Annotated in this window: 10 protein-coding genes and 1 other RNA gene; 2 read left to right on the top strand and 9 right to left on the bottom strand. The window is 60.8% G+C overall.

Annotated elements, in window-relative coordinates; genetic code table 11:
• Positions 1 to 2: 2 nt before the first annotated feature.
• From mraY to rsmI, 9 genes are all read right to left on the bottom strand, one after another.
• Positions 3 to 1,085, bottom strand: a complete 1,083-nt coding sequence (mraY, locus tag HX868_RS07565) for a phospho-N-acetylmuramoyl-pentapeptide-transferase (RefSeq protein ID WP_028618893.1) — start codon at positions 1,083 to 1,085, stop codon at positions 3 to 5.
• Positions 1,085 to 2,455 carry a UDP-N-acetylmuramoyl-tripeptide--D-alanyl-D-alanine ligase gene (locus HX868_RS07560; protein WP_177002435.1) on the bottom strand — a complete coding sequence of 457 codons (1,371 nt, stop codon included), beginning with the start codon at positions 2,453 to 2,455 and terminating at the stop codon, positions 1,085 to 1,087. The genes mraY and HX868_RS07560 overlap by 1 nt, the downstream gene beginning before the upstream one ends.
• Positions 2,448 to 3,911 (bottom strand): UDP-N-acetylmuramoyl-L-alanyl-D-glutamate--2,6-diaminopimelate ligase, encoded by a 1,464-nt coding sequence (locus HX868_RS07555; protein WP_177002434.1) that lies wholly within the window; start codon positions 3,909 to 3,911, stop codon positions 2,448 to 2,450. Before HX868_RS07555 ends, HX868_RS07560 begins: the two co-directional genes overlap by 8 nt.
• Entirely contained in the window at positions 3,911 to 5,653 is a 1,743-nt protein-coding gene (locus tag HX868_RS07550; RefSeq protein WP_177002535.1) for a peptidoglycan D,D-transpeptidase FtsI family protein, read from the bottom strand. The genes HX868_RS07555 and HX868_RS07550 overlap by 1 nt, the downstream gene beginning before the upstream one ends.
• A complete protein-coding gene (gene ftsL / locus HX868_RS07545) occupies positions 5,653 to 5,946 on the bottom strand; it encodes a cell division protein FtsL (protein ID WP_017738702.1) in 294 nt (97 codons plus the stop codon). Before ftsL ends, HX868_RS07550 begins: the two co-directional genes overlap by 1 nt.
• Entirely contained in the window at positions 5,943 to 6,890 is a 948-nt protein-coding gene (gene rsmH, locus HX868_RS07540) for a 16S rRNA (cytosine(1402)-N(4))-methyltransferase RsmH (RefSeq protein WP_167496641.1), read from the bottom strand. Before rsmH ends, ftsL begins: the two co-directional genes overlap by 4 nt.
• The gene (gene mraZ / locus HX868_RS07535) at positions 6,887 to 7,342 is read right to left on the bottom strand and encodes a division/cell wall cluster transcriptional repressor MraZ (RefSeq protein ID WP_003171868.1); all 456 of its coding nucleotides are present in this window, start codon (positions 7,340 to 7,342) and stop codon (positions 6,887 to 6,889) included. The genes rsmH and mraZ overlap by 4 nt, the downstream gene beginning before the upstream one ends.
• A gap of 354 nt (positions 7,343 to 7,696) precedes the next feature.
• Positions 7,697 to 8,050, bottom strand: an RNA gene (gene rnpB / locus HX868_RS07530) — RNase P RNA component class A.
• Positions 8,051 to 8,146: 96 nt separating this feature from the next.
• A complete protein-coding gene (rsmI, locus tag HX868_RS07525) occupies positions 8,147 to 9,052 on the bottom strand; it encodes a 16S rRNA (cytidine(1402)-2'-O)-methyltransferase (RefSeq protein ID WP_177002433.1) in 906 nt (301 codons plus the stop codon).
• Positions 9,053 to 9,228: 176 nt separating this feature from the next.
• Here rsmI and HX868_RS07520 point away from each other — a divergent pair, with 176 nt between their 5' ends.
• Together HX868_RS07520 and HX868_RS07515 are read left to right on the top strand one after the other, a co-directional pair.
• On the top strand, positions 9,229 to 11,040 hold the full coding sequence (locus tag HX868_RS07520) for a penicillin-binding protein activator (protein WP_038849897.1): 1,812 nt from the start codon (positions 9,229 to 9,231) through the stop codon (positions 11,038 to 11,040).
• Positions 11,040 to 11,411, top strand: coding sequence for a YraN family protein (locus tag HX868_RS07515; protein ID WP_177002432.1), 372 nt, complete (start codon positions 11,040 to 11,042; stop codon positions 11,409 to 11,411). Before HX868_RS07520 ends, HX868_RS07515 begins: the two co-directional genes overlap by 1 nt.
• Positions 11,412 to 11,439: the final 28 nt, after the last annotated feature.

The raw sequence follows: 11,439 nt of genomic DNA, 5'->3' as shown, positions 1-11,439 counted from the left end.
TTCTACCTCAGTTTCAGGGTGGCAAGGCCGATCAGCACCAGAATCACGGTGATGATCCAGAAGCGGACAATCACGCGCGGCTCGGGCCAGCCCTTGAGTTCAAAGTGGTGGTGAATCGGCGCCATGCGGAACACACGACGCCCGGTCAATTTGAAGGACGCCACCTGGATGACCACCGACAGGGTTTCCATCACGAATACACCGCCCATGATGAACAGCACGATTTCCTGGCGAACGATCACGGCGATGGTGCCGAGGGCCGCGCCCAGCGCCAGTGCGCCGACGTCACCCATGAAGACTTGTGCGGGATACGTGTTGAACCACAGGAAGCCCAGGCCGGCACCGATCAGCGCGCCGCAGAACACGATCAATTCACCCGCGCCCGGTACGTAAGGGATCAGCAGGTATTCAGCGAATTTCACGTTACCCGACAGGTAGCAGAAGATGCCGAGCGCGCCGCCCACCATAACCGTCGGCATGATCGCCAGGCCGTCGAGGCCATCAGTCAGATTGACCGCGTTGCTGGAGCCGACAATCACGAAGTAGGTCAGCACCACGAAACCGACGCCCAGGGGAATGCTGGCGTCCTTGAGCATCGGGATGATCAAGGTGGTTTCCACCGCGCTTGGCGCAGTGGTGTAGAGGAATATCGCAGCGCCAAGGCCGAACACCGACTGCCAGAAATACTTCCAGCGGCTTGGCAGCCCTTTGGAGTTCTTTTCGATCACCTTGCGATAGTCGTCCACCCAGCCGATGGCGCCGAACAACAGGGTCACCAGCAACACGGTCCACACGTAGCGGTTGTGCAGGTCAGCCCAGAGCAAGGTGCTGATGCCGATGGACGACAGGATCAGCGCGCCGCCCATGGTCGGGGTGCCGGATTTGGACAGGTGCGACTGCGGGCCGTCATTACGAACCGATTGACCAATTTGCAGGTTCTGCAGGGTGCGGATCATCCACGGCCCCAGGAACAGCGACAAACACAACGCGGTCAGCACACCCAGGATCCCGCGCAGGGTCAGGTACTGAAAGACCGCGAAGCCTTTGTGGAACTGTTGCAGATACTCAGCCAGCAGCAGCAGCATTAATGTTTCTCCGTACTTGAGCCACACAAGGCCGCGACGACGTTTTCCATCACCGCGCTGCGCGATCCCTTGATCAAAATGGTTGTGTGTTTGTCGTGTTCAGCCGCCGTCAGCGCCTGGATCAGCTCGGCCTGGGTCGCAAAATGACGGGCATCAGGGCCGAATACGCTGACCGCGTGCGCCATGTGCGGGCCGACGGCGTACAGCGCGTCGACTTTGCCGGCAGCGTAAGCGCCGACGTCGCGGTGGGACTGTTCGGCCCACTCGCCCAGTTCGGCGATATCACCCAGCACCAAAACCTTGCGGCCGTCGAAGCTTTTGAGCAGGTCGATGGCCGCGCAGATGGAGGACTGGTTGGCGTTATAGGTGTCGTCGATCACGCGCATGCCGTTGCTGGCCAACTGCGCCACGGTGCGCCCTTTGACGGGTTGTACTGCGCCAAGGCCCGTGGCGATACCGAACAGCGACACGCCCAGGGCGTACGCAGCAGCGGCGGCGGCCAAGGCATTCGCGACGTTATGGTTGCCCAGCAGGTTCAGTTGCACGTGTTCGTTGCCTTGCGGGGTGTGCAAGGTAAAGGACGGGCAGCCACGCGCATCAACGGTAATGTTTGAGGCATGGAAATCAGCCGCGGCATTGAGCACGGCAAATGTCAGGACCTTGCGACCGGCGGCACGCACACGCCAGGTTTCGAAGGCCTTGTCGTCAAGATTCAATACAGCGGTGCCCGATGCATCGAGGCCTTCAAGGATTTCACCCTTGGCTTCGACGATTTTTTCCGGGCCACCGAACTCGCCAACGTGGGCGGTACCGGCGTTGTTGATGATCGCCACGTGGGGCTTGGTCAGCGCTACGGTGTAGGCGATTTCGCCAACCCGCGATGCGCCCAGTTCGATCACGGCCGCTGTGTGTTCCGGGGCCAGTTCAAGCAGGGTCAGCGGAGCGCCGAAATCATTGTTCAGGTTGCCACGGGTCGCGAGGACCGGGCCACGCGTGCGCAACACGCCAGCGAGCAGTTCCTTGACCGTGGTCTTGCCGCTGGAGCCGGTGATGGCTGCAACAGGCTTGTCGAAGGCCGCACGGTTCAGCGCACCCAGTTGGCCCAGCGCCAGACGTGTGTCGGCAACCAGCAGTTGTGGCAACGTTGAATCAGGCACTTCGCGCTGCACCAACGCACCGACGGCACCTTTGGCGGCGACGTCATTCAGGTAGTCGTGACCATCGAAACGCGGGCCAGCCAGGGCAACAAACAACTGCCCAGGCTTGATGGCGCGGCTGTCGATACTGACGCCGTCAAAGCTGCAATCGCTCGACAGCACACGGGCCGACAGGGCCTGGGTCAGTTCGCTGAATGTCATCGCTTTAAGCATGGGCGACCTCCCAAGCGGTCAAGGCGTGATCGGCCTCGACCAGATCAGAGAAGGCGTGGCGCTCGCCGTTGATTTCCTGATAGTCCTCGTGACCTTTACCGGCCAACACCACCACGTCGTCAGCACCGGCGCTGGCGATCAGTTGGGCAATGGCGGCGCCGCGACCGGCGACAAACGTGGCCTTGGACACGTCTTTGAAGCCGACACGGATGTCGTCGAAAATCTGGCCCGGGTCTTCACTGCGCGGGTTGTCGTCGGTGACGAGCACGCCATCGGCAAGGCGTTCGACGATCTCAGCCATCAGCGGACGTTTGCCGCGATCACGGTCACCGCCGCAACCGAACAGGCACAGCAGTTTGCCCTTGGCATGTGGACGCAGGGCAACCAGGACTTTTTCCAGGGCATCGGGCGTGTGGGCGTAATCGACCACCACCAGCGGCTGCTTGCCGCCACCCAGGCGCTGCATGCGACCGACCGGGCCTTCCAGCTTCGGCAGTACACGCAGGATTTCGTCGAGGGCGTAATCCAGGCCGAGCAAGGCACCGACGGCCGCCAGTGTGTTGCTCAGGTTGAAACGCCCGAGCAGGCTGCTGCGCAAATGATGCTCGCCCTGCGGCGTCACCAGTGTGGCGCGCACGCCTTCGTCGTTGAAGTGGGCTTCGCGGCAATACAGGTACGCGCTGGAATCCTCCAGGCTGTAGCTGATCAGACGCGATTCACGGTCTTCGGCAGCCAGTTGGCGGCCGAACGCATCATCCAGGTTCACCACGCGGCACTTGAGGTCGTTCCAGGCAAACAGCTTGGCCTTTTCAGCAGCGTAGGCTTCCATGGTGCCGTGGTAGTCGAGGTGATCGCGGGACAGGTTGGTCATCACCGCCACATCAAACGCCAGCGCAGCCACGCGGCCCTGGTGCAAACCGTGGGACGACACTTCCATGGCAACCGCCTTGGCACCGGCCTTTTTCAGGTCGGCCAGGGTCGCTTGCACGGCGATTGGATTCGGCGTGGTGTGCAGGCCGCTTTGCAGCGCGCCGTAGAAACCGGTGCCCAGTGTGCCGACGATGCCACAGTGCTGACCCAGCAGGTCAAGCGCCTGGGCAATCAGTTGGGTCACGCTGGTCTTGCCGTTGGTGCCGGTGACACCGACCAGATTCACGTGTCGACTCGGATCACCATAGAAACGCCCGGCGATATCCGAAAGTTGCTTGGCCAAACCTTTGACCGGAATCAACGGCACGTCGGTGATCGGCAGCACAGTAGCGCCTTCCACTTCATAGGCCACGGCGGCCGCGCCGCGTTGCAACGCATCCGCGATATGCGCGCGACCATCGAACTTACCGCCAGGCACCGCAAGGAACAGGTCACCGGCACGCACATTGCGGCTATCCAGGCTCAATTCGCGAATCAGCAGATCGCGACCGGCGTGGGCAAAAATCTTGTTCAGGCTAAGAGACATCAGCCGCGCCCTCCATTGGCTTTTACGGCAGCAGCCGGTGGTCCGGCGTTCGCTTGTTGGGTCGGCGGCAAGTTATCCGGCGTGATGTTCATCAGGCGCAGGGTGCCGGACATCACTTTGCTGAACACCGGCGCCGATACCAGGCCACCGAAGTAACCGGCTTTGCTCGGCTCATCGATCACAACGACGATGGCGTAGCGCGGATCGCTCATCGGGCCGAAACCGGCGAACAGCGAACGGTAGGAATTTTCGGCGTAGCCCTTGGTGCCCACCGAGGTTTTACGCGCCGTACCCGACTTGCCGGCCACGTGGTACGCCGGCACCTGGGCACGGAATACGCCACGCGGGGCTTCGATCACTTGTTGCAGCATGCCTTGCATGGTCTTGGCGACGTTTTCCGGGATCACCTGGGTGGCTTTCGGCGCTTCGTCGACGTGGATCAGGCTCAGCGGAACCATCCGGCCATTGTTCGCCAATACAGAGAAAGCGTGGGCCAGTTGGATCGCGGTCACCGACAAGCCGTAGCCGTAGGAAAGTGTGGCGGTCTCGGCCTTTTTCCAGTCGCGATAGTTCGGCAGGTTGCCCACGCGTTCGCCTGGGAAATCGAGGCCAGTGGGCTGGCCCAGACCGATCTTCTGCGCCAGGTGGTAGATGGTTTCGCCACCGATATCGAAGGCGACCTTACTCATGCCCACGTTACTGGAGTTGATCAGGATACCTGTCAGATCCAGCACCGGACCTTCGGTACGGGACACGTCACGAATGGTGTATTTGCCCAACTGCAAGGTGCCTGGATACACCTCGACCTTGTCGCTGGGCTTCCAGCGTCCGGTTTCGAGGGCGGCACTCATGGAGATGGCTTTCATGGTCGAACCCGGTTCGAACACGTCGATCATCGCGCGGTTGCGCATCATCGCCGGCTGCAGGTTGCGACGGTTATTCGGGTTGTAGGTCGGCTGGTTAACCATGGCGAGGATCTCGCCGGTCTTCACGTCCATGATCACCAGGCTGCCGGCCTTGGCGCCGTTCTCGATGATCGCGTTACGCAGCTCGCGGTTGGCCAGGTATTGCAGGCGCAGGTCAATCGACAACGCCAAGGGCTTACCGGCCTTGGCGTTTTTGGTGACTTGGACATCCTTGATCAGTCTGCCGCGCCGATCCTTGATGACTTGTCGTTTGCCGGGAACCCCGGCGAGCCATTCATCATAGGCGAGTTCCACGCCTTCACGGCCATGGTCATCGATGTCGGTGAAGCCGACCATGTGCGCGGTGGTCTCACCGGCCGGGTAGAAACGACGGAACTCCTCGATGCCGTACACACCGGGGACTTTAAGATCGAGCACTTGCTGGCCTTGTTCAGGGGTCAGCCCGCGAACCAGGTAGATGAATTCTTTATTGGCCTGGGCTTCCAGGCGCTCAGCCAAGGCTTTCGGGTCCTGCCCCAGCGCCGCCGCCAGTTCCGGCCACTTGTCCTTGGCTACTTGCAGCTCCTTGGCGTTGGCCCACAGCGTGGTAACCGGGGTACTGACGGCCAGGGGTTCGCCATTACGGTCGGTGATCAAACCGCGGTGCGCAGGAATCGGAATATGCCGCAGGCTACGGGCGTCGCCCTGGCCGATCAGGAAGTCACGGTCGACCACTTGCAGGTCGATGATCCGCCAGGCGATCGCGCCCACCATCAACGCCAGCAATCCCATCATCAGACGGAAGCGCCATGGGTAGAGTGCGCCCTCGAGTTTCATCATGGCGCCACCATGCGAACTTCAGCCGCGCCAGGAATGTGCATTTTCAGCTGCTCGGTGGCCAGCACTTCGATGCGGCTATGGGCCGTCCAGGTGCTTTGCTCGAGGATCAACCGACCCCACTCCGCCTGCGCTTTGTCACGCACACTCAATTCCCCATACAGGGTATTGAGTAACTGGCGGTTGTAATGGGCGCTGTAAGACACCGCGATAGCGGACACCAGCACGCCAACGTACAGCAGCATCATGAAGAAGCTGCCGCCCGGGAGGGGCTTGGCGAAAAGCTTGCTCACCGCAACTTCTCCGCGACACGCATGACGGCGCTACGGGAACGTGGGTTGGCCTTGAGTTCGGCTTCGGAAGCGAACTGCGCTTTGCCATGGATTTTGATTTTCGGCACAAAGGCTTCGAAACGGACCGGCAGGTTGCGCGGCAGGTTGTCGGACTCACCCTTGACCAGGCGACGCATGAACAGTTTGACGATACGGTCTTCCAGGGAGTGGAAGCTGATCACTACCAGGCGACCGCCCACTTCCAGCGCGTCGAGGGCAGCCTCAAGGCCGGCCTCCAAGTCACCCAATTCGTTGTTGACGTGAATGCGCAGGCCCTGGAACGCACGGGTCGCTGGGTTCTTGCCTTTTTCCCATGCCGGGTTGGCGACTTTCAGCACTTCGGCCAGGTCGGCGGTGCGTTCGAACGGCTGGATTTCACGACGTTCGACCACGGCACGGGCCATACGGCCGGCGAAGCGTTCTTCACCGTATTCCTTGAACACGCGGGTGATTTCTTCATGGGGCGCGGTCGCGATGAACTCCGCTGCGCTAATGCCCCGAGTCGGGTCCATGCGCATGTCGAGCGGGCCATCATTCATGAAACTGAAGCCGCGCTCCGGGTCGTCGAGTTGTGGCGAAGACACGCCCAAGTCGAGCAAAACCCCGGCCACTTTGCCCGCCATGCCACGCTCGGCGACTTCGGCGCCCAGCTCGGCAAAGCTGCGCTGCACAACGACAAAGCGGCCGTCTTCGGCCGCTAGCGCTTGCCCGGTGGCAATCGCTTGAGGGTCTTTGTCGAACCCGAGGAGTTTGCCGTCGGACCCGAGCTGGCTGAGTATCAACCGGCTGTGCCCGCCCCTGCCAAAGGTGCCATCCAGATAGCAGCCATCCGCGCGTACGGCGAGAGCCTCAACGGCTTCGTCAAGCAGTACGGTGATGTGGTTAAAGCCGCTATCAATAGTCACAGGATCAAATCACGCAGTTCATCAGGCATAGCGCCCGGTTGTTGAATAGCAGCCAGGTCAGCTGCAGAAACAGCATCCCAGGCATCTTCGTCCCACAATTGGAACTTGTTCAGTTGGCCGACCAGCATTGCGCGCTTGTCCAGCTTGGCGTATTCGCGCAGACGCGGAGGCACCAGGAAACGACCGCTGCCATCCAACTCGAGGTCGACGGCATTACCGATCAGCAAACGCTGCAGGCGGCGGTTCTCTTCACGCAATGAAGGCAAGGCGCGCAATTTGGTTTCAATCAACTCCCACTCATCGAGGGGGTAAACACATAAACAAGGGTCAACGGCATCGATCGTGATGATCAACTGTCCGGAACTTCGCGAAATGAGCTCGTCACGATACCGGCTCGGCATGGCGAGACGGCCTTTTGCATCGAGACTGATAGCGTTAGCTCCGCGAAACACAGATGCGTTTCTCCAAATTTTAGCGTTTTACGTTCAAAAAACCCACTTTGTGCCACTTTCCGCCACTTGCGCACACTATAGGAATGCGCCTACCACACCGTCAAGGCGCGGATTCAAGGAAAAGCCTTACAGAACGGAGATTTAGGAGCGTAAAGGGAGGAGAAACCAGAGTTCGGCGATGTTTTTGGCCCAACAAGCGCAAATAGCTCAAAGAGCTATAGCTCGAAGTTAAAGTAATTTATTAAGAGTAAGATTTTTTTGGTATTACGAAGATGCATCTGCCAATGATTCGGCAGGGAGGGATTCTTGCGTTACTACCGGTTTTCTGCCCGAGATTCGGACAAAAGGAAAAAGGTGGAGAGTCGATCTGTAAGCCGGGTTCTGTCTTGAACAGTCATTCGTCTACGATGGCCATCACTGGACATCTTTAGCAACCTACCCGGTCCCAGCGCGGGCCACGCCTTGGGACCCTATTTGGTCTTGCTCCAAGTGGGGTTTACCTAGCCACGAACTGTTGCCAGTCGTGCGGTGCGCTCTTACCGCACCTTTTCACCCTTACCGGCACCGAAGTGCTTAGGCGGTTATTTTCTGTGGCACTTTCCGTAGGCTCACGCCTCCCAGGCATTACCTGGCACTTCGCCCTATGGAGCCCGGACTTTCCTCCCCCCCCTAATTTTCATAGAGGGCAGCGACTGTCCAATCGACTCTCCGCCGCGCAGGTTAACGGCACGGCGGACTTAGGACAAGTAATAAAAGTTCAGAATTGCCATCACGTTCAGACGGAATACAGGTTCAACGCCGGAACTATTCAGCTTTCTGCTTATCCAGCGCTGCTTGATACAAGAGGTTCTTGCGCACGCCGGTAATTTCCGCCGCCAGGGCCGCCGCACGCTTGAGTGGCATGTCCTTGAGCAGCAGGTCCAGGATGCGCATGGCCTCGCTGCCCACCGCGTCTTCATCCTCAGGCGCCGTCCAGCCCGCCACCAGCACCACGCATTCGCCGCGCTGCTGATTGCTGTCGCCTTCGACAAACGCGCGCAGCTCTTCCAGCGGCAGGCCCTTGAGGGTTTCGAAGGTCTTGGTCAGCTCGCGGGCCAGCAGCGCCAGGCGTTCGCCGCCGAACACCTGCTCCATGTCCTGCAGGCATTCGAGGATACGATGCGGGGCCTCATAGAAGATCAACGTGCGTGGTTCTTCCTTCAGCGCTTGAAGGCGAGCACGGCGCCCTACTGCTTTAGCCGGAAGAAAACCCTCAAAGATGAAACGGTCGGACGGCAGGCCCGCCGCCGACAATGCAGCGATCAGCGCGCACGCTCCCGGAACAGGCACTACATTGATACCAGCGGCCCGCGCCTGACGCACCAGGTGGTAGCCGGGGTCGGAGATCAGCGGCGTGCCCGCGTCGGAGATCAACGCTACATCGTCGCCGGCCAGCAGGCGCAGGATGAAGCGACTGCCTTCCTCGCGCTCGTTGTGCTCATGGCAAGCCGCTAATGGCGTGCTGATACCAAAATGCTGCATCAACCGCTGGGAGTGCCGCGTGTCTTCAGCCGCGATCAATTTAACCTCGCGCAACACTTTCAATGCCCGGGCACTGATGTCGTCCAGGTTGCCAATGGGCGTCGCCACGACAAAAAGCGAGCCTGCAGTGGAATTCAAAGGACCTGGAGCAGTCAAAACGCACACCTCGATGGTTGGCAAAAGGGGCATTGTAGCGCGTAGGCGCCTGGAAAATATGCCATCACGGCCGATGCCTTTTCAGCCGTTTAACGCCCGTTGCAACATTTGCACGACCTAAATCGACGGTTTCACGCCAGTAACATCGCGCCTGGGCCAGTGCTTGGGTACAATTCCACGCTAATTTGATCGGTATCAGGAACACTTACATGATCGCTTGCCTGCGGCTGCTCTCCGCCCTCTGCCTCGCTGCCTTATTGGCCGCGTGTGCCAGCTCGCCCTCGTCCAGCCTTGGCGACCTTCCACGGACCCCGGACGCCAGTATCGAGCAACTGCTCGAACAGGCTACCACCGCCAAGACACCAGAAAAGGCCGCGCTGCTGCGCCTGAGTGCGGCAGACATGGCCTATAAACAGAACAACCCTGGCCGCTCGTCGCAGATTCTTGCGCAGGTGCCCCTGGATGTCCTCAAGCCAGCCGCGCAAGTGTTTGCCAGCACCCTGGCCGCCGAACTGGCCATGGCACGCAACCAGCCCAAGGCCGCGCTGACCGCCCTGAACCACCCGAGCCTGCAAAGCCTGAAGGACCTGCCGCCTGAACAGCAGGTCCGCACCGGCAGCGTGCACGCCCGTGCCTATGAAGCGGATGGCCAGACCCTGGCCGCCGCCCGCGAACGTGTGGCCATGGCCCCGCTACTCACGGGCGATGCCGCCAAAAGCAACCATGAAGCCATCTGGGTATTGATCGCCGCCCTGCCGGCCGAACAACTGCAAGCCAGCGGCAACCCGACGCTCGACGGCTGGATTACCCTGGCCCAGGCGGTCAAAGGCGCCGGCACGCTGGAGCAACAACAGGCTGCCATCGACACCTGGCGCGCGCAAAACCCGGGTCACCCGGCGGCCGTACAATTGCCGACGCCGCTGACCAAGCTCAAGGAGCTGGCGAGCCAGCCCCTGACCAAGATCGCCCTGCTGCTGCCACAGGATGGCCCGCTGGCTTCCGTCGGCAAGGCGCTGCGTGAAGGCTTCATGGCTGCGCACTACCAGGCTGAACAAGCCGGGCAGAAGCCGCCGGTCATCGAGTTCTATGACAGCTCGCGCCTCAACTCCCTCGACGACTTCTACGCCAAAGCCCAGGCGGCCGGCGTGCAACTGGTGGTCGGCCCACTGGAGAAGCCGCTGGTCAAACAGCTCAGCGCACGCCCGCAGTTGCCGATCACCACCCTGGCGCTGAACTACAGCGAGACCGATCGTAGCCCGGCGCAATTGTTCCAGTTCGGCCTGGCCGCAGAAGACGAAGCCCGCGAAGTCTCGCGTCGTGCACGCGCCGACGGCCTGCATCGCGCTGCCGCGATGGTACCCCGTGGCGAATGGGGTGAGCGCGTCTACAAGGCCTTCCGACAGGACTGGGAAGCCAATGGCGGCCAGGTCATGGGGGTCGAGTATGTCGATCAGCCTGTTGCCCTTGCCCAGCAGATTGCCGACCTGTTCCAACTGCGCAAAAGCGAAGGCCGCGCCAAGAGCCTGCAAAGCACCGTCGGCACCGACGTCGCTGCGCAACCTTCGCGCCGCCAGGACATCGAGTTCATCTTCCTGGCCGTGACCCCGCAACTGGCCCAGCAGATCAAGCCGACCCTGAACTTCCAATACGCTGGCGACGTGCCGGTGTACGCCACGTCCCACGTGTTCAGCGCCAGCGGCGACAAGAACCAGTACCTGGACATGACCAACGTGATGTTCTGCGAAACCCCTTGGCTGCTCAACACCACCGATCCGCTGCGCAACCAGGTTGCCGCACAATGGCCGCAAGCCAATGGCAGCCTCGGCCGCCTGTACGCGATGGGCGTCGATGCCTACCGCCTGGCGCCGCGCCTGGGGCAACTCAAGGCACTGCCGGACACCCGTGTTGACGGTCTGTCGGGCAACCTGGGCATCAGCGCCAACCAGCGCGTTGATCGCCAGATGCCATGGGCCAAGTTTGTCGGCGGCGAGATCCAGCGCCTGCCGGATACCCCGCGCTGATGCCCGAGCGGTCCAGTGCACAAAGCGGCAAGGATGCCGAGCTACAAGCGCTGAAACACTTACAACAACAGGGTCTGCGCCTGCTGGCGCAGAACTGGTTGTGTAAACGCGGCGAGCTTGATCTGGTCATGCTTGACGGCGATACAGTAGTATTCGTCGAAGTCCGCTACAGAAAACACGCACAATGGGGTGGCGCGCTCGCCAGTATTGACGGGCGCAAGCGTCAAAAGCTGATACTCGCCGCGCAGTTTTTCCTGCAGAAAGAGCATCGCTGGGCCGACGCCCCCTGCCGTTTCGATGTGGTTGCCATAGAAAGCACACCGTCTGGTAAGGCTGATCTGAACTGGCTCAAAGATGCCTTCGACAGCTGATTCGCCGGACATCTTCACCACACACTTT

This window comes from Pseudomonas reactans, from assembly GCF_013385825.1.
Lineage (GTDB): Bacteria > Pseudomonadota > Gammaproteobacteria > Pseudomonadales > Pseudomonadaceae > Aquipseudomonas > Aquipseudomonas reactans.
The sequence above is the reverse complement of the archived record's forward strand: the minus strand, read 5'-3'. Positions and strand labels throughout refer to the sequence as shown.

Coding starts and splice junctions, on each gene's coding strand:
- mraY (WP_028618893.1), bottom strand. CDS start 1,085: ATGCTGCTGCTGCTGGCTGAGTATCTGCAACAGTTCCACAAAGGCTTC.
- HX868_RS07560 (WP_177002435.1), bottom strand. CDS start 2,455: ATGCTTAAAGCGATGACATTCAGCGAACTGACCCAGGCCCTGTCGGCC.
- HX868_RS07555 (WP_177002434.1), bottom strand. CDS start 3,911: ATGTCTCTTAGCCTGAACAAGATTTTTGCCCACGCCGGTCGCGATCTG.
- HX868_RS07550 (WP_177002535.1), bottom strand. CDS start 5,653: ATGAAACTCGAGGGCGCACTCTACCCATGGCGCTTCCGTCTGATGATG.
- rsmI (WP_177002433.1), bottom strand. CDS start 9,052: ATGCCCCTTTTGCCAACCATCGAGGTGTGCGTTTTGACTGCTCCAGGT.
- HX868_RS07520 (WP_038849897.1), top strand. CDS start 9,229: ATGATCGCTTGCCTGCGGCTGCTCTCCGCCCTCTGCCTCGCTGCCTTA.
- HX868_RS07515 (WP_177002432.1), top strand. CDS start 11,040: ATGCCCGAGCGGTCCAGTGCACAAAGCGGCAAGGATGCCGAGCTACAA.